Annotated in this window: 16 protein-coding genes and 1 pseudogene; 6 read left to right on the top strand and 11 right to left on the bottom strand. The window is 62.1% G+C overall.

Translation table 11 applies throughout. The features are described from left to right. Nucleotides 1-135: 135 nt before the first annotated feature. The 3 genes from BT204_RS17960 to BT204_RS17950 are packed head-to-tail and all read right to left on the bottom strand — an operon-like array spanning nucleotide 136 to nucleotide 3897. Complete coding sequence (locus BT204_RS17960; RefSeq protein WP_072447706.1) at nucleotides 136-1428, bottom strand: NAD(P)/FAD-dependent oxidoreductase; 1293 nt, start codon at nucleotides 1426-1428, stop codon at nucleotides 136-138. Next, the gene (locus tag BT204_RS17955) at nucleotides 1425-2513 is read right to left on the bottom strand and encodes a polyamine ABC transporter substrate-binding protein (protein ID WP_054896568.1); all 1089 of its coding nucleotides are present in this window, start codon (nucleotides 2511-2513) and stop codon (nucleotides 1425-1427) included. The genes BT204_RS17960 and BT204_RS17955 overlap by 4 nt, the downstream gene beginning before the upstream one ends. A 25-nt stretch (nucleotides 2514-2538) precedes the next feature. After that, on the bottom strand, nucleotides 2539-3897 hold the full coding sequence (locus tag BT204_RS17950; protein ID WP_014718136.1) for a glutamine synthetase family protein: 1359 nt from the start codon (nucleotides 3895-3897) through the stop codon (nucleotides 2539-2541). Between the two features lie 137 nt (nucleotides 3898-4034). Between BT204_RS17950 and BT204_RS17945 the strand changes: the two genes are divergently transcribed. Continuing rightward, nucleotides 4035-4931 carry a helix-turn-helix domain-containing protein gene (locus BT204_RS17945; RefSeq protein ID WP_072447704.1) on the top strand — a complete coding sequence of 299 codons (897 nt, stop codon included), beginning with the start codon at nucleotides 4035-4037 and terminating at the stop codon, nucleotides 4929-4931. A 59-nt stretch (nucleotides 4932-4990) separates the two neighbouring features. Here the strand turns inward: BT204_RS17945 and BT204_RS17940 are convergent, their stop codons facing one another. The 3 genes from BT204_RS17940 to BT204_RS17930 are packed head-to-tail and all read right to left on the bottom strand — an operon-like array spanning nucleotide 4991 to nucleotide 8125. Then, nucleotides 4991-6094, bottom strand: a complete 1104-nt coding sequence (locus tag BT204_RS17940) for an acetoin dehydrogenase dihydrolipoyllysine-residue acetyltransferase subunit (protein WP_072447702.1) — start codon at nucleotides 6092-6094, stop codon at nucleotides 4991-4993. Continuing rightward, entirely contained in the window at nucleotides 6091-7110 is a 1020-nt protein-coding gene (locus BT204_RS17935) for an alpha-ketoacid dehydrogenase subunit beta (protein WP_054896571.1), read from the bottom strand. The genes BT204_RS17940 and BT204_RS17935 overlap by 4 nt, the downstream gene beginning before the upstream one ends. Before the next feature lie 37 nt (nucleotides 7111-7147). After that, nucleotides 7148-8125, bottom strand: coding sequence for a thiamine pyrophosphate-dependent dehydrogenase E1 component subunit alpha (locus BT204_RS17930; RefSeq protein ID WP_057977155.1), 978 nt, complete (start codon nucleotides 8123-8125; stop codon nucleotides 7148-7150). Nucleotides 8126-8432: 307 nt separating this feature from the next. On the opposite strand from BT204_RS17930, the gene BT204_RS17925 reads away from it, so the two are divergent. Next, a complete protein-coding gene (locus BT204_RS17925; RefSeq protein ID WP_072447700.1) occupies nucleotides 8433-10295 on the top strand; it encodes a sigma-54-dependent Fis family transcriptional regulator in 1863 nt (620 codons plus the stop codon). A gap of 41 nt (nucleotides 10296-10336) precedes the next feature. Here the strand turns inward: BT204_RS17925 and BT204_RS17920 are convergent, their stop codons facing one another. Next, nucleotides 10337-11116 carry an acetoin reductase gene (locus BT204_RS17920; RefSeq protein ID WP_072447698.1) on the bottom strand — a complete coding sequence of 260 codons (780 nt, stop codon included), beginning with the start codon at nucleotides 11114-11116 and terminating at the stop codon, nucleotides 10337-10339. Between the two features lie 191 nt (nucleotides 11117-11307). Between BT204_RS17920 and BT204_RS17915 the strand changes: the two genes are divergently transcribed. Beyond that, nucleotides 11308-13470 (top strand): TonB-dependent siderophore receptor, encoded by a 2163-nt coding sequence (locus tag BT204_RS17915; RefSeq protein ID WP_072447696.1) that lies wholly within the window; start codon nucleotides 11308-11310, stop codon nucleotides 13468-13470. A gap of 128 nt (nucleotides 13471-13598) precedes the next feature. On the opposite strand, the gene BT204_RS17910 is transcribed toward BT204_RS17915, so the two are convergent. The 4 genes from BT204_RS17910 to BT204_RS17895 form a co-directional block, all read right to left on the bottom strand. Beyond that, complete coding sequence (locus BT204_RS17910) at nucleotides 13599-14036, bottom strand: carboxymuconolactone decarboxylase family protein (protein WP_034125784.1); 438 nt, start codon at nucleotides 14034-14036, stop codon at nucleotides 13599-13601. Between the two features lie 93 nt (nucleotides 14037-14129). Continuing rightward, complete coding sequence (locus BT204_RS17905) at nucleotides 14130-15575, bottom strand: mechanosensitive ion channel family protein (RefSeq protein WP_034125785.1); 1446 nt, start codon at nucleotides 15573-15575, stop codon at nucleotides 14130-14132. Nucleotides 15576-15741: 166 nt separating this feature from the next. Then, nucleotides 15742-16608, bottom strand: a complete 867-nt coding sequence (locus BT204_RS17900; protein WP_054896578.1) for a pirin family protein — start codon at nucleotides 16606-16608, stop codon at nucleotides 15742-15744. Nucleotides 16609-16684: 76 nt separating this feature from the next. Beyond that, entirely contained in the window at nucleotides 16685-17890 is a 1206-nt protein-coding gene (locus BT204_RS17895; RefSeq protein ID WP_072447694.1) for a multidrug effflux MFS transporter, read from the bottom strand. Nucleotides 17891-17990: 100 nt separating this feature from the next. Between BT204_RS17895 and BT204_RS17890 the strand changes: the two genes are divergently transcribed. The 3 genes and pseudogenes from BT204_RS17890 to BT204_RS17880 form a co-directional block, all read left to right on the top strand. Beyond that, a complete protein-coding gene (locus tag BT204_RS17890; protein WP_072447886.1) occupies nucleotides 17991-19097 on the top strand; it encodes an efflux RND transporter periplasmic adaptor subunit in 1107 nt (368 codons plus the stop codon). Between the two features lie 2 nt (nucleotides 19098-19099). Then, complete coding sequence (locus BT204_RS17885) at nucleotides 19100-22174, top strand: efflux RND transporter permease subunit (RefSeq protein WP_072447692.1); 3075 nt, start codon at nucleotides 19100-19102, stop codon at nucleotides 22172-22174. Between the two features lie 128 nt (nucleotides 22175-22302). Continuing rightward, nucleotides 22303-23533 (top strand): annotated as a pseudogene (locus BT204_RS17880) (type IV secretion protein Rhs); the annotation flags it as partial.

Below are 23533 nucleotides of genomic sequence, written 5' to 3'. Positions count from 1 at the left end.
CTATGCCGGGTGATGATTTTGTGGGCAACGCCGGACCAGTGTGGGAGCTGGCTTGCCTGCGATAGCGGTGGTTCAGTTGAAGATTCAGTGACTGACACACCGCCTTCGCGAGCAAGCCCGCTCCCACATCGGATCTCAGAGTGCTTCGCGCAACCGATACCACAACATCCCCAACGCCAGCAGTGGCGAGCGCAGCGCCCTTCCACCGGGAAAGGTCATGTGCGGCACCTGGCTGAAAATATCCAGGCCCTGGCTTGCACCCGCGTGTATCCCTTCGGCCAGCAACCGTGCGCACCAGTGCGTCACGTTCAAGCCGTGACCGGAATAGCCTTGCGCATAGAACACGTTGGGGTACTGCTTGAGGCGCCCGACCTGGGGAAAACGGTTGGCAGTAATGCCGATCTTGCCGCCCCACTGGAATTCGATAGCCGTGTTGGCCAACTGCGGGAACACCTTGAGCATTTTCGGGCGCATGTACGCGGCGATGTCCTGGGGGTCGCGCCCCGAGTAGTGGCAGGCGCCACCGAACAAAAGACGCCGGTCGGCGGTCAGCCGGTAGTAATCCAGGCCGACTTTCTGGTCGCACAGCGCCAGGTTCTGTGGGATCAACTGCTGGGCCACGGGCTCAGGCAGAGGCTCGGTGGCGATGATGTAGCTGCCCGCCGGCAGTACCTTGCCGCTCAAGCGCGGCTCCAGCTCTTCAAGATGGGCATTGCATGCCAGCACCAGGTTGGCTGCGCGCACGCTTCCGCCTGTGCAGCGCACCCGCACCGTTTCGCCATGGATCAGTTCCAGCGCTGGGCTGTGCTCAAAGATGCGCACCCCGAGGGCCTCGGCCGCCTGCGCTTCACCCAATATCAGGTTGAGCGGGTGCAGATGCCCGGAACCCATGTCGACCAGGCCGCCGGCATACATAGCAGAGCCCACCACCTGTGCCATGTCTTGTGGGCCGACCAGCCGCGTTTCATGGGCATACCCCACGGCCGCCAGGTGCGCCTGTTCGCCCTTGAACGCCGCGAACTGCGCCGGAGTATTGGCGAGTTCGCAAAAGCCCCAGCGCAGGTCACAGTCGATGCCGTGCTCGGCAATGCGCTGGCCCACCAGGGCGACCGAGTCGATACCGGCCCGCTCCATATAGCGCACGCCCTCCTCGCCCACGTATTTGGCAAACCCGGAGACATCATGGCCAATGCCACGGATCAATTGCCCACCGTTGCGCCCGCTGGCGCCCCAACCGATGCAGCGCGCTTCCAGCAGCACCACCGAGAGCCCGCGCTGGGCCAGTTCGATGGCGGTGTTGACCCCGGTAAAGCCGCCGCCGATCACACACACATCGGCGCTCAGGTCTGCCTCAAGTGCGGGCCGCTGCGCCATGGCATTCGCCGAAGCGCGGTAATAGGACGGGGCGTGCTCATTGGGCTTCATCATCGGTTGGACTTCACTTTGCTCCAGGCGCGGGTCATCACGCGCATGGTCGCCGGCGTAGGCGTGGTGGAGATATAGAGTTTGTCGAGTACGTCCTGGGGCGGGTACACCTCAGGATTGTTCACCAGCTCCGCAGGCATGAACGGCTTGGCGGCCGGGTTGGCGTTGGCATAGCCCACCGAGGTGCTGACCTTGGCAATCACCTCAGGCTCAAGCAGGTCGTTGATGAACGCATGGGCTTCTTTAGGGTTGCTCGCATCGGCCGGAATCGCCAACAGGTCGAACCACAGGTTGGAGCCTTCCTTGGGGATCGAGTACGCAATGTTCACCCCGTTCTTGGCTTCCTTGGCGCGGTTGGCGGCCTGGAACACATCGCCGGAATAACCGAAGGCCACGCAGATATTGCCGTTGGCCAGGTCCGAGATGTACTTGGAAGAGTGGAAATAGGTGATGTACGGCCGCAGCGTCAGCAGCTTGGCTTCGGCCTGCTTGTAGTCCTCGGCATTCTCGCTGCGTGGGTCCTTGCCCATGTAGTTGAGGATCGCCGGGAACAGCTCATCCGCTGAATCGAGGAAGGCCACGCCGCACTCATGCAGCTTCTTGATATTTTCCGGTTCAAACAGCACCGCCCACGAATCAATGCGGTCGATACCCAGCACTTGCTTGACCTTGTCGACGTTGTAGCCAATGCCATTGGTGCCCCACAGGTATGGCACCGAGTGCGCATTACCGGGGTCGTTCTGTTCCAGTAACTTCAGCAGCTTGGGGTCCAGGTTTTTGAAGTTGGGCAACTGCGCACGGTCAAGCTTGAGGAACGCACCGGCCTTCACCTGGCGTGCCAGGAAATGGTTGGACGGCACCACCACGTCATACCCGGTGCGCCCGGCCAGCAACTTGCCCTCCAGGGTTTCGTTGGAGTCGAACACATCGTAGATCACCTTGATGCCGGTCTTGGCCTGGAAATCCGCCAAGGTGGTCTCGCCAATGTAATCGGTCCAGTTGTAGACACTCACCGTCGGCGCCGCCTGGCCGGCACTGCTGAACGCCGCGACCAGGGCCAGTGGAAGAAGCTTGTTCACAAGACGCATATCGTCACCCCTCTTATGCTTGTTTTCAGACGCTCAACAGCAGGAACTCACGCTCCCAGGAACTGATCACCCGCTTGAAATTCTCATGCTCGGCACGCTTGACCGCGACATAGCCGCGCACGAACTTCTCCCCCAGGTACTGCTTGACCGTGTCGCAATCCTCCATGCGCGCCAGCGCATCTTCGAGGGTGAACGGCAGGCGCAGGTTGCGGCGTTCATAGGCGCGGCCTTCCACTGGGGCACTGGGTTCGATGTGCTCGATCATGCCCAGGTAGCCACACAACAAGCTGGCAGCAATCGCCAGGTAAGGATTGGCATCGGCGCCCGGCAGGCGGTTTTCCACGCGCATCGCCTCCGGGCTGGAAGTGGGCACGCGCAAGCCGACGGTGCGGTTCTCTTCGCCCCATTCGACGTTGACCGGCGCCGAGGTATCGGGCAGGAAGCGGCGGAACGAGTTCACATTGGGCGCGAACATCGGCAACAGCTTGGGGATGTACTTCTGCAAGCCGCCGATGTGATGCAGGAACAACGGGCTCATGTTGCCGTCGGCATCGACGAACACCGGTTTGCCGGTGGCAATCTCCACCACGCTCTGGTGCAAATGCATGGCGCTGCCCGGTTCGTCGGCCACTGGCTTGGCCATGAAGGTGGCGGCCACGTTGTGCTTGAGGGCGGCCTCGCGCAAGGTGCGCTTGAACACCGTGATCTGGTCGGCCAGGTCCAGGGCGTCGCCATGACGGAAGTTGATTTCCATCTGCGCGGGGCCGTCTTCGTGGATCAGCGTATCCAGGTCCAGGCCCTGGGCTTCGCACCAGTCATAGACATCTTCGAACAGCGGGTCGAATTCGTTGGCGGCATCAATGGAAAACGACTGGCGCCCGGTTTCGGCGCGGCCCGAGCGGCCAATCGGGGTTTTCAAGGGCAGGTCCGGATCTTCGCAGCGCTGGGTCAGGTAGAACTCCATTTCCGGCGCGACAATCGGCTGCCAGCCTTGGTCGGTGTAGAGCTGCAGGACTTTCTTCAACACATTGCGCGGCGACAGCTCGATGGGGTTGCCCTGCTTGTCGAAGGTGTCGTGGATCACGATGGCGGTGGGCTCGATGGCCCACGGCACTACGTAAGTGGCGTTGGCGACCGGGCGGCAAATCATGTCGATATCGGCCGGGTCCAGCAGGTCGTAATAGATATCGTCGTCGACAAAGTCCCCGGTTACCGTTTGCAGCAACACACTTTCCGGCAGGCGCATGCCTCGCTCATGCAGGAACTTGTTGGTGGGTGCGATCTTGCCGCGTGCGATGCCAGTCAAGTCACTGATCACGCATTCGACTTCGGTAATCTTGTGTTCTTTCAGCCAGGTGGACAGCTGATCGAAGGGGGCGTTCATAAGGACCTCGTCTTGGGTGGGATGCGACGCCGGCTTGTACTCCCAGCGCATTGAGGTCTATCTTGGCCCAGCCTTGAAACGGCATCTATCCACTTTGCACGCGGCACAACGCACCAATAGAGTGCGCACGGATCACCATGACACAGGCAACCGCTTTGCGCGTACAGGCCTTCGCCACCGGCGATGTGGCCGCCCAATGCAGTGCGACACCCGGCTGGGTGCAGCAGTACCAGCAGATGTCCCCCGGGCATTTTGCCGGGCGGGTGCGCTACCTCGACCTGCACGGGGTGCAGGTGTACGAAGAGTGCATGAACACCCGGGTGGAGCAGCATTTCAACGCACCTGCCGGCGCCCTGGCGTTTTGTTTCGACGGCAGCGACAACGCGCTGTACCTGCTCAATGGCGAAAGCCGCAACACCTGGATCACCCCGGTAAACTACCGCGAAGTGGCAGTGGTGTTCGGCCCGCAGTTCGTCCAGCGCCAGGGCCTGGATATAGCCAAACTCGAAGGTTTGTTCATGGCACCGCTGACCTGTCGGCAAAATGCGCTGTTCACTCGCTGGCTGAGCGGCACCCTTACGCGCCTGTCGGCACTGACCGACCCCATCAGCCGCGATGCCCTCACCCAGCAACTGCTCGACGACTGCCTGTTTATCCTCGATAACGCCTGCGTGTGCCTGGACGGCAGTTCATTGCAAAAGCGCAATGAAGAACGCCAATTGATGGCGCGCATCGGCGAATGGGCGGCGGATGCACCGGATGAAACCGCCAACCTGTTGGAACTGGCGCAGATTGCGGGTGTGCCGTTGCGCCAATTGCAGCAAGGGTTCAAGACCTACACGGGGATGAGCCCGGCGCAGTGGTTAAGGTTGCGTCGGTTGAACGGGGCGCGGCGTGAGTTGCTGAGCACGACCGACACCACGGTCGCCGAGGTCGCGATGAATTGGTCGTTCTGGCATTTGGGGCGGTTTTCAAACAGCTACCGGGCGCTTTTTCAGGAGCTGCCCAGCGAAACCCTGAAACGCTCCAGCTGAAAAAACACGCTTGACCTTGTGGGAGGGACAGGCCAAACCGTCCCTCCCTTAAACCTCAATCAGGGCTGCGCGTTCAAAAAAGTGGAGATCAGTTGATTGACCTGCTCCGCCGCCTCCAGCTGCACCATATGCCCCTGCCCCGGCAATACATGCACCTGAGCCTGCAGCCCTTGGGCGTGACTTGCCGGGATGATCGCGTCGTCACTGCCCCAGATCACCAGGCTCGGCTGGCGGCCCACCTCGCTGCGAAGATCCAGCATCTGCCGCCCGCCATCGAACAGCCTGTGATCGAGCTGGCGCAACGCTTGATCCACCCCTTCCAGGCGCTTGAATTTGAGCATGTCCTCCAGCATCTGCCGCGTCACCAGCGCAGGGTTACTGAACAGTTGAGTCAATGGCGGCTTGAGCGCGTTACGGTTGTTGGCTTCGACAAAACCTCGCAGGTAATCGCCGTTGATATCGGCACCCAGACCGGCGCTGGCGATCAAGGTGATGGAGGCGATACGTGCAGGCGCCAGGCTGGCGACGGTGAGGGTCACCAGCCCACCCATGGAGTGGCCGGCCAAATGCACACGGTCGAGCGTCAGGTGGTCGAGCAATGCCAGTACGGCGTGACTGAGTTCGGCAGCGTCTCCCGTTTGCAGAGACTTGCCCGACTCCCCGTGCCCCGGCAGGTCCAGGGCAATCACCCGGCGTTCGGCGGCCAGGGCCGGTTGATTGAACAGCCAGTTGTTCAGATCGCCCCCGAAGCCGTGCACCAACACCAGCGGCGTGCCGCCCTCGCCCATGTCCAGATAACGCAGCAAGCGCCCGCCTACCTCGACTTTTTGTGCGCTGGGGCCGGCCTCTTCGGCTTCGGCGGCACTGGAGACGAACCCGGCGTTGAAGCTTTCGATCACGCTATCGATCTGAGCCTCTGTCGCCTCGCCCTCCACCACAATTCCCAGTAGAGCGCCCACCGGCAGGGTTTCATCACTGAGCGCCAGTACCCGACGCAGCACGCCGCTAAAAGGCGCCTCGACACTGCTGGAGATCTTGTCGGTCTCCACGTCCAGCACTTCCTCGCCCTTTTCCACTCGGTCGCCGGGTTGTTTGAGCCAGACATCGATGCGACCCTCGGTCATCGACAGGCCCCATTTGGGCATGGTCAGGGTATGAATCATGCGGAAGTCCTCTTGTCGGCGATCTTCATCACGGCGGCCTCGATCTTCGCGGCGTTGGGGATGTACAGGTCTTCCAGAGCATCGGAAAACGGCACCGGGGTGTGCGGCGCGGTGACCATCTCGATGGGAGCGCGCAGGAAAGCGAACCCCCGCTGGGCCACCAGGGCACTGATGTCGGTGGCGACCGAGCAGCGCGGGTTGGATTCGTCGATCACCACCAGGCGCCCGGTTTTCTCGACGCTTTCAAGGATGCTGTCTTCATCCAGCGGGCTGGTGGTGCGCAGGTCCAGCACTTCACAATCAATGCCTTGACGCGCCAGGTTGGCCGCAGCCTCCAGGGCGATATGCAGCATGCGGCCGTAGGTCACCAGCGTCACATCCTTGCCCTCACGCACAAAGTTGGCTTCGCCAAACGGGACCGTGTACAGCTCTTGCGGTACGTCGCCCTGCATGCCGTAGAGCATTTTGTGCTCAAGGAAAATCACCGGGTCATTGTCGCGGATTGCCTGGATCAACATGCCCTTGGCGTCGTAGGGCGTGGCCGGGCATACCACCTTGAGGCCGGGGATATGCGTCCACATGGAGGTGAGCATTTGCGAATGCTGGGCAGCCGCCCGCAAACCGGCGCCGTACATGGCACGGATCACCAGCGGTGTAGTGGTTTTGCCACCGAACATATAGCGGAACTTGGCAGCCTGGTTGAGCAACTGGTCCAGGCAGCAGCCGATGAAGTCGACGAACATCAATTCGCACACTGGGCGCATGCCACGGGTAGCGGCGCCCACCGCCATGCCCACGTAGCCGACCTCAGACAACGGTGCGTCCAGCACGCGCCCGGGAAATTGCGGGTGCAAGCCCTTGGTCACGCCAAGCACGCCGCCCCATGCGTCCTGCTCACCGGGGGAACCGGTGCCACCGGCCACATCCTGACCGATGATGAATACGCTCTGGTCACGGCCCATCTCTTGAGCCAAGGCCTCATTGATCGCCTGCTGATAGCTGATTTTACGAGCCATTAGATTCTCTCCACGTCTTGTTTTTATAGGGTTGGTATCAGCGGTAGGCCACGTAAACGTCGCTTAGCAGGTCGGCGGCCTGGGGCTTGGGATCGGTTTTGGCCAGGCGTACGGCGTCTTCGATCAATTGCGCCACTTCACCGTCGATGCGCTCGAACTGCGCTGCATCCAGCCAGCCTTCGGCATGGCAGCGCTGACGGAACAAGGCCAGGCAATCGGCGCTTTCGCGCAGGTTTTTCACTTCGTCAGCGCCGCGATAGGTTTGCGCATCGCCCTCGAAGTGCCCGTAGAAACGGCTGAGCTTGACCTCGACCAGCGTTGGCCCGTCGCCTTGGCGCGCCCGCTCCACAGCAACGCCGAGTGCTTCATGCACCGCGAAAAAATCATTGCCGTCGACGATCACCCCCGGCATACCAAACCCGGCGGCGCGCTCGGCGATGTCTTTGCAGGCCACCGACCAACCGGCGCCAGTGGCCTCGGCATAACCGTTGTTTTCGGCGACAAACAGACACGGCAGCTGCATGATCGACGCCAGGTTCATCGCTTCGAACACGGCACCTTCGTTGGAGCCACCGTCGCCAAAAAACGCCACTGCCACGCCCTGGCTCCCCTTGAGCTTGGCAGCCAGCGCAGCCCCCGCGGCCAACGGTGCGCCGGCACCGACAATGCCGTTGGCGCCGAGCATGCCTTTCTCTTGGTCGGCGATGTGCATGGAGCCGCCCTTGCCGCCGCACACGCCGGTTTTCTTGCCATAGATTTCGGCCATCATGCCGAACACGTCGACGCCCTTGGCGATGCAGTGTCCGTGGCCGCGGTGGTTGGACGCGATGCAATCATCGTCATTGAGGTGCGCCATGACGCCAGCGGCGCAGGCTTCCTGACCGGCATACAGGTGAACGAAACCGGGGATCTCGCCGGTGGCGAACTCCACATGCAGGCGTTCTTCGAAATCGCGGATGGTGCGCATCACGGTGTAGGCATGCAGTAACTGATCGGTGCACAGGTGGGTGGACATCTTGTTGTTCTCCAGGTTGTCTCGACGCACAAAAAACTGGCTGCGGCCAGTGCCAAGCTGTTCAGCACAGCTTGTGCCAACCGTCGAGAAAACCTGGCAAAGCCTTGATCCAGAGCCTTGCCACACAGCGATGCCCAGGCAAGTGGTCGACTAAATGTGAGACGCAACCACGCAGTTCGACCCTTGAGTCTCAGCGGCATGAGACGCAGCGTCTCAATGCAGGCGTTGGTCAGGGTGCCCTTGTCCGTGGGCACACATGCGCGCTTAATGACGCGCATAACAACAAAGCTTGAGAACCGGAGGCTTTATGCTCGCCATGAACTCCAGGGAGCATGTCGACTGTGTCAGTCGCGTGGTCCGCAATGCCGAGCGCCTGCCCCAGGCGCCCGTGCCGTCGCTGATCTTCGATTCGTGGCGGCGGTCCATGGAGCAACACCGCCTGGACCCCGGCTCCCTGCAAGGTCCACGTATCCTCAGCGAACCCTTGCTCAAGGAATGCCGCGAGCGCGCCGAGCTGTTCATGCGCATCGCCGGCGAAGAAGTCGCACAGTTGCACCATCGCGTGCGCCATGCCGACTACTGCGTGATGCTCACCGACGCCCAGGGCCAGACCATCGATCACCGTGTCGATGCGAGCATTCGCACCGACTGCCGCAAGGCCGGCCTTTACCTGGGCACCTGCTGGTCGGAAGCCGAGGAAGGCACCTGCGGCGTGGCCACGGTGCTGACCAGTAAAACAGCGGTGACGGTGCACAAGCGTGATCACTTTCGCGCAGCGTTTATCGGCCTGACGTGTTCGGCTGCGCCCATCTTCGACCCGCAGGGCCACCTGTTGGGTGTGCTGGATGTCTCGGCGCTCAAGTCGCCGGATGACCGCGGCAGCCAGCACCTGATACGGCAGATGGTGGCGCAGAGCGCCCAGGCCATCGAAAACGCTTTTTTCATGCACAGCGCCCGGCAGCACTGGGTATTACAAGCCCATAGCACTCCAGGCTTTGTCGACAGCCAACCCGACCTGCTGCTGGCCTGGGACCAGGACGGACGTCTGCACGCCTTGAACAGCAAGGCGCGTCAAGCCCTGCGCTTGCGCTTTGGCCAGCTGCCTGAGCATATCGGCGAAGTGTTCGATGTGGATGCATTGCGTGCAGCCACTGATCAGTCAACCCGGCAGTTGCACTGGCTGGGCAAGCCCGACGCGGTACACGTGAGGGTCAATGCACCCCGACGCCCCTCGGTTCGGGCGCTGCCAGAGGCGCAAGTCGACCCGCGGATCCAGGAGCACCTGCGCTTGGCTGCGCGGGTCAAGGACCGCAACCTGCCCGTGCTGGTGCAAGGTGAAACCGGCGTCGGCAAAGAAGTCTTCGCCCGCCAGTTGCATGAGCACAGCACGCGCCGGGACGGGCCGTTTGTGGCGGTGAACTGCGCGGCGATTCCCGAAAGCCTGATTGAAAGCGAGCTGTTCGGCTATTCGCCCGGCGCCTTCACCGGAGCCTCCAGCAAAGGCATGAGCGGGCTGCTACTGCAAGCCGACGGCGGTACGTTGTTCCTCGACGAAATCGGCGATATGCCATTGGCGTTGCAGACACGGTTGCTGCGGGTGCTGGCCGAGGGTGAAGTCGCGCCGTTGGGCGCAGCGAAAACCCGCGTGGTGAACATTCAGGTGATCTGCGCCAGCCACCGCGATTTGGCGGCGCTGGTCAGCGCGGGCCGATTCCGTGAAGACCTGTACTTTCGCCTGGGTTGTGCGCGCTTCTGCCTGCCGCCGTTGCGCGAACGCACCGATAAGCTGGCCCTGATCAATCGGCTGTTGGAGCAAGAGGCGCGTAACAGTGGCGTGTCGTTGGGCATCGGCCAGGCCACACTGCAATTGCTACTGGGTTATGCGTGGCCGGGCAATGTGCGGCAACTGCGGCATGTGCTGGCGTACGCCTGTGCGGTGTGCGAAGGCACTACACTGCAAGTGGTGGATTTGCCGATTGAAATCCGGGGCGAGCAGCCTCAAGGGCTGGAAGAGCAAAGCGCCAGCCCCGAGCGTCAAATGGTTCTGGATGCGTTGATTCGCCATCGCTGGAAACCCTCGCCTGCGGCACAGGCCCTGGGGATTTCAAGGGCAACCCTGTACCGACGCGTGAACCAACTGGGTATTGATATGCCCGGCAAAACCCACTGATACAAGGGATCGACTCCCACGCAGGCGAGTCGACCACGCTGTCAGCGGTAGACCAGGCCACCGTCGATCAACGGCGCCTGCCCGGTCATATAGTCTGCGTCCGGGCCTGCCAGAAATGCCACAAACCCCGCCACATCCTCCGGCGTTTGCGCACGGCCCAAGGCAATCCCATCCACGTACTGCTTGTAGGTTGCCCCCACCTGCGCCCCGGTAATCTCGGCCATGCGCTTGTCGATCTCAACCCACATATCGGTGCCCACCACACCGGGGCAATAGGCGTTTACCGTGATCCCCGCGCTCGCCAGTTCCTTGGCCGCCGCCTGGGTCAAGGCGCGCACCGCGAATTTGCTCGCCGAGTAGACCCCTAACAGCGCAAAGCCTTCATGCCCTGCGATTGAACAAGCATTGATGATTTTGCCCTTCTGCTTGAGCGCCTTGAATTTGTTGGCGGCCGCCTGGATCCCCCACAGCACGCCCTTGACGTTGATATCCAGGGTGCGCTCGACCTGCTGCGGGCTGACATCGAGCAATGAGTCGATCTGCGCCACTCCGGCGTTATTGACGATGATGTCGAATCCGCCCAGCGTCTGGTGGGCATGCTCTACCGCAGCCGTCACCTGTTCGCGTCTGGATACATCAGCGATGAACACAGAGGCTTTGCGGCCGGTGGCGACGATTTCGGCGGCCACGGCGTTGAGCTTGGCGCCGTCAATGTCCACCAACGCGACATCGGCGCCGTCCTGTGCAAGGCGCATGGCAATAGCCCGGCCTATGCCCTGCCCGGCGCCGGTGACCAGCGCGACTTTACCTGCGATACCCATGACAATCTCCTGAAACGATGAGGGGAGCCTTGTCTATCGCAAGCCGGCGCCTGGCTGTCGAGCCGCAACAGGATCGGCATCGGAGCTGAGACGGGTTGTCTCGCCGTGCGAACCTTGCGCGAAAGCTTGTAAAAGGCCGCGCTTATGCCTAGCTTAGGCGCCCCCCGCCCAGCGCTTTAAGGCCTTGCCCCATGGTTTTGCGTTTTCGCCCCGTCGTCACTTCACGTTTCGCCCTCGGCCTGTTGCTCAGTGGCGGCATCGGCAGCAGCCTGGCCGCCGAGATCGAGTTGCCGACGGTAAAGGTCCAGGGCCAGGATGAGTCGGGCTACCGCAGTGAAACCGCGTCGGTGGGCGGCTTTGATGAAGCGCCGCTGTTGGACACCCCCGCCTCGATCACCGTGATCAACGCCGCGCTGATCAAGGACCAGCAGGCACGCTTGCTCAGTGAAGTGCTGCGCAACGATGCCTCAGTGGGCGACAGTTATGCGCCTATCGGTTATTACGAGAATTTCGTGGTGCGTGGCTTTTCGCTGAACGCGGCCAGCAGTTACAAGATCAATGGGCGCACCATCACCGGCGAGCAGAACGTCGCGCTGGAGAACAAGCAGCAGGTGGAAGTGCTCAAGGGCCTGGCGGGTTTGCAGAGCGGCATTTCCGAGCCCAGCGGGGTGATCAACTACGTGACCAAACGCCCCCAGGATGTGCGCTCGGTGACGGTGTCCACCGATGATCGCGGCAGCGGTTATATCGCCACCGATGTCGGCGGCTGGTTTGGCAGCGAGCAGCAGTTCGGCCTGCGTGCCAACGTCGCCCATGAAGACCTCAATTCCTATGTGGAACACGCCAACGGCCAGCGCGATTTCGTGTCCCTGGCCTTTGACTGGAACATCAGCCCCGACGCCGTGCTGCAACTGGACGCCGAATACCAGAACAAGCAACAGCGTTCGGTACCGGGGTATCAACTGCTGGGGGGCACCGAAGTGCCCCACGGTGCTTCACCGAAGAAGCTGTTGGGGCACCAGACGGGCGGCAAGCAGGTCGGGATTGATTCGCTGAACCTCAACGGCAAGTTCGAGTACCGTTTCAGCGATCAGTGGAAAGGCAGTGTCAGCGCGGCGCGTAGCAAGGTGGTGATTGATGACTACAGCTCGTTTGCCTGGGGTTGCTATGGTTCGGCCAGTTGCAGTGCCGCCAGCGTGCCGAACTACTTCAGCCCCGAAGGCAATTACGACGTCTACGACTACCGCAGCCCGGACGACACTCGCCGCGACGACGAAATCCAGGCGGCCATGACCGGCCTCTTCGACACTGCCGGCATCGGCCATGAACTGACCTTTGGCAGCAGCGCGTTTCGCCGAGTGATCGACAAACGCAAGTCGGTCAACGAATTCATCGGCACCGCCAATATCAACGAAGAGGTGCCGAGCTTTCCCCCGACCGACAAGCCGTTGAACGACAGCCACCGCAACCTCGACAGCCGCCAGTACGGGCTGTTCGTCACCGACCGCATCCGCTTCAACGAGCACTGGCAAACCATCCTCGGCGGCCGTGAAGTGCGCCTGGACGAAAAAGCCTTCGACAGCGTCACTGGCAACCAGACACGCCACACCCAACAGTACGTGTTCCTGCCCCAGGCCTCGTTGATCTACAAGCCAGTGGACAACGTTTCGCTGTACACCAGCTACAGCAAGGGCCTGTCCCTGGGCGGCACCGCGCCGTGGTTTGCAAGCAATGCCGATGAAACACTCGCCCCCACCGTCTCGCGCCAGATCGAAGCCGGAGTGAAATACGACTGGCGCCGTATCAGCTTCGCCGCCGCTGTGTTCCAGACGCGCCAGGCTTACCAATACGCCAAGCCCGAAGGTGGCACGTTCAACTACGTGCAGCAGGGCCAGCAAAAAAACACCGGGATTGAATTGTCCGCCAACGGCTGGGCCACCGACCGTCTGCAGATCGCCACCAGCGTGGCCGCGATCCGAGCGCGGGTGAGCGGCAGCGGCACGCAGGAATACGAAGGCCATCAGGCGATCAACGTGCCCAAGCTGCGCGCCAGTGTGTACGCCGACTACGCCCTGCCCTGGGTCAACGGCCTGGCGGTATTGGGCGGCGTGCAATACAGCGCCAAGAAGTCCGCCAATCGCACCGGCAACGTGGAAGTGGGCGACTACGCGGTGGTCAACGTCGGTAGCCGCTACACCACGAAGGTCGATGGCTACGAGACCGTGTTTCGCCTGAGCGTCGATAACCTGTTCGACAAGCGCTACTGGCGCGACGCCGGCGAATACATGGGCGATGACTACCTGTTCCAGGGCGCACCGCTGACGGCGCGCCTGAGTGCTTCAGTAAACTTCTGAACCCCCGACTCTGTGGCGAGGGAGCTTGCTCCCGCTGGGGTGCGAAGCGCCCCCCAAAATCCGGCTCCAGCTTCGCTGTCGAGCGGGAGCAAGCTCCCTCGCCACAAAAAGCAGAAACTCTCTGATCGTTACTTGGGCATCTTGCGAAAGCCCACGGCCAGGCGGTTCCAGCTGTTGATGGTGGCGATGGCGACGCTCAGGTCGACTTGTTCCTGGGGGCTGAACTGCGCAGCCAGGGCGTTGAAGTCTTCGTCGGGGGCGTGGGTGTGGCTGAGCAGCGTCAGGCTTTCGGCCCAGGCCAGCGCGGCGCGTTCACGTGGGGTGAAAAATGGCGTTTCACGCCAGGCCGACACGGTGTACAGGCGCCGTTCGGTCTCGCCGCCCTTGCGCGCATCGGCGGTGTGCATGTCGAGGCAGAACGCGCAGCCGTTGATCTGCGATACGCGCAAGCGCACCAGTTCCAGCAGTGGCAGTTCGATGGAAAGTTTGCCGACCGCCGCTTCCAGGGCGAGCATGGCTTTCATGGCGTCCGGGGAGGCGGTATAGAAATCGGTACGGGTTTGCATGGTGAATCTCCAGAACGTTGGGATAGGTGCGCAGAGTAGTCAGCGCAGCGTTCTGGAGAAATAGCCAATCCGGGCGAAGAACAGGTGACCAATCTACAGACCGCGGTTCCTCAGCCACTGGATGAAGCCCTTCTTGACCGGTACCACGGGCGCGTCTTCGGTCAGAGCCTGGGCGGCATGGCGGCGGAAATCCAGGAGCGCCTTCATGGCTTCGCCGATATCATGCCGTGCGTCCAGGCACGGCTTGAGGTATTCATTTTCAATGCGGTAGAGCGTGCAGTAGGTCTTGGCCGAAAAATCCGCCAGCGCCGCCTGGTCGGAGAGGATGCCGGACTCACCGATCACCTCACCAGGGCCCATACGCCCAGCTTCGAACTTGTGCCCGTCCTTGATCAACAGCACCGAGACCACGCCGGACTCGATGATGAACAGGTGATCGCTGACCTCCCCCGCCGCCAGGATCATCTCACCAGCGCGGTAGGTGTGCAGGGTCATGTTCTGGCTGAAGGTGTCTTTTTCTTCCTGGCGCAAGGTCGAGAAGATCGACGAGCGCTCCAGCAAGGCGCGGGCGCCAGACACCGCAGGCGGCGTGCTGCCTTCGGTGGCGGACAACAGCCCCACGCCCGCCGCCTGCAAATGCCGGTAGGCCAGGTCGTAAAGCTGGTTGCGGGTTTCGCGCTTGAGGCCCATGGCCGGCACAAAGCCGCTGATCTCATATTCCACGCCACTGCCGGTGGACGCTTTGAACGCGACGCTGGGCGCCGGCTGGGCCAGCAACGGCCGGCAGCCCTGCATCGCACGCTCCAGCGCTTCGATCACGGTTTGCGGGCGCGCATGGGGGCTGACTTGCAGGCTGACCGCCAGGCCGAACATGTCCGCCGGACGCGAGAAGTTGATGATCTTGGCCTTGGCCGCCAGGGAGTTGGGGATCACCGCCAGGCTGCCCTGAGAGGTTTGCAGGCGCGTGGCGCGCCAGTCGATATCGGTGACACGGCCTTCGGTGCCGTCGATGGAGATCCAGTCATCGATCTGGTAAGGCTTGGTGGTATTGAGGACGATCCCGGAAAACACATCGCTCAGGGTGCTTTGCAAGGCCAGGCCGACGATGATCGCCACCGCGCCGGAGGTGGCCAATACGCCCTTGACCGGCAGGTCGAGCACATAGGCCATGGCGGCGATGATAGCGATCAGGAAAATCACCGCGCCCATCAGGTCCTGCAACAAACGCCCGGTATGGCCGACCCGCTGCATCATCACCGCGCCGAGCAACACCGTGAGGGTGCGCGCGGCGAACAACCACCAGCCGATCTGCAGCGCCGTGGCGGCCAGGTGCAAGGTAGTGTCATCGGCATAGGGCGCCGCTTGCATGGGGTTCATGCCGTCGTTGAACAACACGGCACTGAATACCGCGAAAATCACCAGCCGCGCTGCGAGTTTCCAGTTGGCCAGGTTGGGGGAAATAAGGCGCCACACGGCGATGTCGATCAGGATCAACGCCACGGCGCACAGCATCGGGTGATCAGCGATAAATGAGGGCATCCAGGCGACTCCAGGGCGAATGCCGAGAAGATCGCATGAAATCAGAAACCTGGAAACAAAATGTAGGAGCTGGCTTGCCTGCGATGCAAACACCGCGGTGTATCAGCTACACCAGGGTGATGCTATCGCAGGCAAGCCAGCTCCCACAGGAGGTTGCGGTGAACCGTCAGGCGTGCATCTGCCCGAATTTGCCCGACTGAAAGTCGGCAAATGCCTGGTGAATCTCCTGCTCGGTGTTCATCACGAACGGACCGTGGCCGACGATGGGCTCGTCGATGGGTTCGCCGCTGAGCAGCAGCACCTTGGCGTCGTCGTTGGACTCCAGGGTCAGTTGCTTACCGTCGCGCTCGAACAGCGCCAATTGCCCCTGGCGTGCGACTTCTTCGCCATTGATCAACAACGTGCCGCTGAGCACCACCAAGGCGGTGTTACGCCCGGCGTGCAGGTCCAGCGTGACCGCTTTACCGGCGTTGAGGCGCAAGTCCCATACGTCTATCGGCGTGAAGGTGCGGGCCGGGCCTTGAGTACCGGCAAATTTCCCGGCGATCAGCCGCAGGTGGCCGGCGTCGTTTGCCAATGGCAGCACCGGAATGTCGCCATCGACGATGGTCTGGTAACCGGCATCCGCCATTTTGTCCTTGGCCGGCAGGTTGACCCACAGTTGCACCATCTCCAGTGCGCCGCCACTACGGGCGAAGTCTTGGGAGTGAAACTCTTCGTGCAGGATCCCTTTGGCTGCGGTCATCCATTGCACATCGCCCGGGCCGATTTTGCCGCCGGCACCGGTAGAATCGCGGTGCTCGACTTCGCCGTCGTAGACGATGGTCACGGTTTCAAAACCGCGATGCGGGTGCTGGCCGACGCCGCGACGTTGTTCAGTCGGGGTGAATTCGGCTGGACCTGCGTGATCCAGCAACAGGAATGGGCTGATGTGCTTGCCCATGGTGTCGTAGGAAAACAGCGTGCGTACCGGGAAGCCGTCGCCGACCCAGTGGGCGCGGGGGCTGGTGTAGATACCAATCAGCTTTTTCATGGTGTACCTCCAAAGTGAGTACACCTTAAATCGCCTCACCCTTGAGCACTAGCCGGTAAAAATGGCCCTGATCGTTCTATATATAGGACAGCGTTTTAACCTGGCGTTGGCGCAGCAGTTGAAAGGCAACCAGTGCCGACAGTGCAAACCCGGCCTGGATAATGATCATCGGCGCGGCACTGCCATCGCGTAACTGGCTCAGCAGCAACCCGCTGCACGTGGCGCCGAACATCTGTGCAAATCCCATGAGCCCGGCGGCTAAACCCGCACGATGCGCATTGGGCATCACGGCCCCGGTAACGGAACCGGGCAGCACCAGGCCACCGCCGAGCGTGACCAGGGCGATGGGAATATCCAGCCCCACTACCGACAACCCGAACACTAGGTAAATCGCCAGGGCTGCCACCCCGCCTACCGCCACCATCGTCACACCCATCGCCACAATGCGCTGCGGCCCCAGGCGCTGAATGTTACGCCGGGTATAAGTGGAGCCGACGATCAGCATCGACACAATCAGCCCGAAGTTGAGCCCGTACTCAAGGCTGCTGAACCCCAGCAGATTGATAAACACCGACGATGAACCCGCGATCACCGCAAACATCGCGCCATAGGTACACGCCAGGGCCACCGCGTAAGCACGGTATTGGCGCCCCTTGAGCAGATCCAGATACTGCCCGCCGAGGGTGCGCCAGTGTGCGGCCTTGGGATCGAGGTGATGGTTGCTCTCGCGAAAGAACAGCAGCGCCAGCAATAACACCAGGCTACCGATCACCAACGCCAGGGCGATGGGCGCACGCCAACCCAGCAATTTGATCAGTAAGCCCCCTGCTATCGGCGCAACGACGATGGCATACAACATGCCGATCATCGTCAGCGCCAGGGCCGGGCCTGCCTCGGCTTTCCACACATCGCGCACCACGGTGCGCGCTAGTACCAGCGCGGCGCACGCGCCCAGGCCTTGCAACACCCGGGCGGCGATAAACTGCTGGATGTCGGTGACCAGCAGCATCGCCAGCGTCGCCACTACGTAGAGCGCCAGGCCCCCGATCAAGACTGGCCGCCGGCCGATGCGATCCGACAGCGGCCCGAACAGTAGCTGCCCCAGGCCAAACGCAGCAACGAATGCCGACAGCGCCATCAGTGCCGAGCCTTGCGGCGCCTGCAGCGCGTGCTCGATGGCACCCAGGCCGGGGATGATCAGTTGCGTCGAGACTTCACCCAATGCGGTGAGGGCAACCAGCAAGAACAGCAAGCTGCGTGAGGGTGCCGGGGCGTTTGCCATGGGGAGTATCCGGGGGCTGGATTAATTTATATTTCGACCATAATATGAGCGAAAAATTATGTCCATAATTTTTTGCCCTATGGTCACCCTGGAGTTCGTCATGCCCCCTCTCCCCCTGCGCCTTCTCACGCCACTGGCTCTGCTGGTGGTCCTCAGTGGCTGTAACAGCAAGGCCGACAGCGCCGCCCAGGCGCCCACATCGCGCCCGGTGCTGGCCGCCAAAGTCGAAGCCGCCGGCACCCAGCAAAGCGCCTATACCGGCGTGGTGGCGGCACGCACTGAAAGTGACCTGGGCTTTCGGGTCAGCGGCAAGGTGATCGAGCGCAAGGTCGACCCCGGCCAGCACGTCTCCCGTGGTGACACCCTGTTGGTGCTGGACATCGGCGACTTCGAACTGGCGCTTCGCTCGGCCAAGAACCGCGTCAACGCCGCCCAGGCCCAACTGCGCCAGCGTCGTGACGATGAAAACCGTTACCAGCGCCTGGCCAGCACCGGCGCGGTGTCGCGGCAGATCTTCGACCAGTCGGCCACCAACCTGCGCGTCGCCCAGGCCGAACTGGCCGCGGCGCAATCGGATGCCAGCCAGATCGAAAACCGTCGCACTTATTCGGTACTCAAGGCCGATGGCGACGGCATCATCACCGACGTGCTGGCCGATCGCGGGCAAGTGGTGGCCGAAGGGCAAATCGTGGCGCGCCTGGCCCATGACGGCGCCCGCGAAGCCATCGTCAACCTACCGGAGAACCGGCGTGACCTGGCTGCGCAAAAAGCCCTGGCGTTTCCCTTTGGCGCAGCCGACCAGGCCGTGACCGCCACCCTGCGCGAACTGTCCGCCAGCGCCGACCCGGTCACCCGCACCTACCGCGCACGTTACGTGCTGCAGGGTTCGGTCGAGCGTTTCGCCCTCGGCTCCACCATCACCGTGCGCCTGCAAGGCAACGGCCAGCCCCTGCAAACCCGCGTGCCGATTGGCGCCTTGCAGGATGCGGGGCAAGGCACGGGCGTCTGGCTGATTGGCGATGATCAAAAGATCAGCTTCGCCCCCGTGAAGGTCGCCAGCCTCGGCCAGGAAGACGCCTTGCTCGACAGCGGCGTAACACCCGGCCAAACCATCGTCGCCCTCGGCGCTCACCTGTTGCACAGCGGCGACACGGTGCGCTTGCTGCCCGCCCAGGCCCTGGCCCTCAACCGTAAGCAGGATCAATGAGTATGCGCGGGATCAACCTCTCCGAACTGGCCGTCAAGCACCGCGCCGTCACCTTGTTCTTGCTGATTGCGATCCTCGTTGCCGGGGTCTTCGCGTTCGGCAAGCTGGGGCGCGCAGAAGACCCTTCGTTTACCGTCAAGGTCATGACCATCACCGCCGCCTGGCCCGGCGCCACCGCCCAGGAGATGCAGGAGCAAGTAGCCGACCGCCTGGAAAAGCGCCTGCAGGAACTGGACTACTACGATCGCGTCGAGACCATCGCCCAGCCAGGCTTTGTGTCGATGCGCATGACCTTCCTGGAGTCCACGCGCCCGAGCGAGATTCAGGAGCTGTTCTACCAGACCCGCAAAAAACTCAGCGACGAAGCCACGCGCCTGCCCAAGGGCGTGATCGGGCCGTTTTTCAACGATGAATATTCCGACGTGTACTTTGCGTTGTACGCCCTGGAAGCCGAACACCTGCCCCATCGCCAACAAGTGCAAATGGCCGAGGAGCTACGCCAGGGTTTGCTCAACCTGCCTGGGGTGAAGAAGGTCAATATCCTTGGCGAGCAGGCCCAGCGCGTGTTTGTCGAGTTCTCCTATGAGCGCCTGGCAACCCTGGGCATCAAGCCCGAACAGATCTTCGCCGCCCTCGCCGCACAAAATGCCGTGGCGCCCTCAGGCTTCGTCGAAACGGCGGGCGCCCGCGCTTATATCCGCATCGACGGCGCGTTCGACAGCCTCGCGCTGATCGAAAACGTGCCCCTGCAAGTCAATGGCCGCGTATTGCGCATCGCCGATGTGGCCACCGTGAGCCGGGGTTATGAAGACCCGCCCAGTTATCGCATCCGCCATCAGGGCGACCCGGCGTTGATGCTGGGCGTGATCATGGAGAAGCACTGGAACGGCCTGGAACTGGACAAGAGCCTGCAGGCCCAGGAAGCCAGAATCCAGGCCGACCTGCCGCTGGGCGTGAACTTCGCCAAAGTCTCCGACCAGGCGAAAAACATCAGCCTGGCGGTCAACGAGTTCATGCTCAAATTCTTCGTGGCCCTGGCGGTGGTGATGCTGATCAGCCTGTTGGCCCTGGGCTTTCGCGTGGGGCTGGTGGTGGCGGCGGCCGTGCCGCTTACGCTGTCGATCGTGTTCGTGATCATGCTGGTCACCGGCCGTGAATTCGATCGCGTGACCCTCGGCGCATTGATCATCTCCCTGGGCCTGTTGGTGGACGACGCGATCATTGCCATCGAGATGATGGTGGTCAAACTCGAAGAAGGCTTTGACCGCATCCACGCGGCCACCTACGCCTGGAGCTCAACAGCGGCGCCGATGCTGACCGGGACTCTGGTGACCATTATCGGTTTCCTGCCGGTTGGCTTTGCACGCTCCGGGGCGGGTGAATACGCCGGGAATATCTTCTGGATCGTGGGTTTCGCGCTGATTTCATCCTGGCTGGTGGCCGTGGTGTTTACGCCTTACCTGGGCGTGAAGTTGTTGCCGCAGATCAAGCCAGTGCCCGGCGGGCATGATGCGATTTATGCCGGGCGCTACTACCAGAAACTGCGCAGCCTGGTGGAGGCCTGCGTGCGCGGGCGCTGGCTGGTGACCGGCATGGTGGTGGCCGCGTTCGTGGTATGCGGCCTGGGTATGGCGGTGGTGAAGAAACAGTTCTTCCCGGATTCCGACCGCTCGGAACTGATTCTGGAAGTGTATATGCCACCCGGCAGCGCGTTCAAAAGCACCGAAGCCGTGGCGGCGCAGGTGGAGAAGGCGCTGTTGCAAGAGCCGCAGACCAGTATGGTCGACACCTATGTGGGCGGCGGTGCACCGCGGTTTTTCCTGTCGTTGAACCCTGAAATGCCGGACCCGGCGTTCGCCAAGTTGATCGTGCAAACCCCGGACTCCCACGCCCGCGACGCGCTGAAACTGCGGATGCGCGAGCGCATTGCGGCAGGCGAATTTCCGTCGGCGCGGGTACGGGTCACGCAGCTCGTCTTCGGCCCGCCGGTGCCGTTCCCGGTGGTGTTTCGCGTCTCGGGGCCCGACCTGAATGTGCTGCGCGGGCTGTCTGAAGACGTGCGTCAGGTCGTGGCCGACAACACGCTGACCAGAGACACCTTCCTAGAATGGGGCGAGCGTGCCAGCGGTTATCGCCTGGTGCTGGACCAGGATCGCTTGCGCTTGCTGGGTTTTACCCCCGACGAGGTCAAGTCCCAACTCAACGCCCTGCTCAGCGGCAACCCGATCACCGAAGTTCGCGAAGGCAACCGCACCGTCTCAGTGGTGGCCCGCGCCCAAGGCAGCCAACGCGAAGACCTGGCCAACCTCAACAACATGACGCTGACCAACAGCGCCGGTACGTCGGTGCCGCTGGCCCAGGTCGGGCATTTTCAGGCGGTGATGGAAGAACCGATCCTCAAGCGCCGCGACCGCGCCACCACCGTGGAGGTACGCGCCGACATCATCGACGGCGTACAACCGCCCGATGTCGAAATGGCGGTGTACAAAGACCTGCAACCGCTGATCGCCAAGCTGCCCAGCGGTTACAAAATCGACATCGGCGGCCCGGTTGAGGAAAGCGCCAAGGCCAACGTGGCCCTGGCGGCGCTGTTTCCGATCATGATCCTGCTGACCCTCACGGTGATCATGTTCCAGGTGCGCTCGTTCGGCGTGATGTTCATGGTGTTCGCTACCGCGCCGTTGGGCCTGATTGGTGCAGTGCCGACCTTGTTGCTGTTCAACCAGCCGTTCGGCTTCAACGCGATCCTGGGCCTGATTGGCATCGGCGGCATTCTGATGCGCAATACGCTGATCTTCACCGACCAGATCCGCCAGAACCAGGACCACGGCATGGCGATTCGCGAGGCCATTATCGAAGCCACCGTGCGGCGTGCCCGCCCGGTGATCCTGACCGCACTGGCGGCGGCGCTGGCGTTTATTCCGTTGACGCTCTCGGTGTTCTGGTCGTCGCTGGCTTATGTGCTGATTGGCGGTGTGCTGGTAGGCACGGTGTTGACGCTGTTGTTCCTGCCGGCGCTGTGCAGCCTGGTACTGCGCGACAAGGTTGCTGAAACGTCCCACGTAACTGCCGGATAAGCTCTACTCCCCTCCGCTTTCCACCGCTGCAAAGTCCCTCGCCTGATCAAACAGTGCGAGGGATTGCAGATGGTTTTTCCTGTTAGTGCCTTGGTTACCTGGCCGCCCCTCGTGGGGAGCCGCTGCGGATGACCCAAGCAGCCCACATTACCTTTATCGAACACGAGCTGGATGGTTTCCATCAGAGCCTGGTGGAGTACCGCCAGCAGATGGGCGCCTGGTATTCGCGTGCGCTGGATACGGTCAGTCATGCAGCGGACATGCCTTCGTTGCTGGGTATGGATCGGGTGTTGCGGGTTGGGGATGCACAGCAGTCGGTCGGTCTTGGCGATGCGGACTTTTCCACCGTGGCCCGCTGTCCGGCAGGGGGTGTGCTGAAGATCCAGAGCAGGTTCGAGTCAGCGTACGACGTGCCGATCGGCAATATTCCGGTTGAAGTGATCGGGCTGGATGACGGCAGCTCCAGGGTCATCCTGCTCGACGAGCACGGCGACGGTTTCCACGAATGCGCCGCCGGCGGGCGCTATCAGGTAAGGGTTCAGGGCGGCGTTTCAGCGCAGCAAGTCGATGCCTTGTTTGCTTCCTATGCCGGGCTGACTGCGGATCTGGAGCAATGGCTGCGCGAGCAGTGGCAAGGCTTCAAGCCGCATTGGCAGCAATCCCCGGCCAGCGCAATAGGCAACGGCGTGCTCGCCGGCAGTTGGGCAGCGATCCGTGACGTGTGGGACAGCATCAAGCAGGTGCAGGCGATTCTTGAAGACCCGCTCAAGTACGTCGAGCAACTGGGTAGCGAGGCGGCGAAGTTGGCACAAATCGCCACCGATGCGCCCAAGGTCATGGAACAGGCGATGTTGCTGGCCAGTGATGAGGCGGCGCTGTACCTGTTACTGCGCACCGCCATGATCTGGCTGGAGGCGTTACCGCCTAGTGAAGTTGCGCAAGCGGCCGCCGGTTTTATGGTATCGCTGCTGATTGACCTGGTGATTGGCGTGGTGTTGACCATCGCGCTGCCGGCAGCGGGCGTAGCGTATTTGAGTATGCGCCTGGTCAAGTACGGCGCAGGGATTCTTCAGTCAGCCGTGGGTTTCGTGACCGGTGTGCTGACGATCCTCACAACGTTCATGCGGGCGGTGGACCGCTACAAAGCGGTGGCGGTTCGCGGGGTGGTGGGAGGGCTGAAGCAAGGCGCGGTGCAGATGCGCTGGCGAGCGCGGCAGAACGTAGTGCTGACGCAGAAAGAGCGTGTGGATGATGTGCCGGCTGTGGCTTCAAATCCTAAAGGCGATGCGGCGGCGCCAGCGGACAAGACCGTTACCAACGGCTGCCCGGTGTCGATGGTCACCGGCGAGGAATTGCTGA

It is taken from the genome of Pseudomonas sp. NFPP02 (assembly GCF_900119355.1).
Classification (GTDB): Bacteria; Pseudomonadota; Gammaproteobacteria; order Pseudomonadales; family Pseudomonadaceae; genus Aquipseudomonas; species Aquipseudomonas paracarnis.
This window is presented reverse-complemented; position numbering and strand designations above follow the sequence as displayed.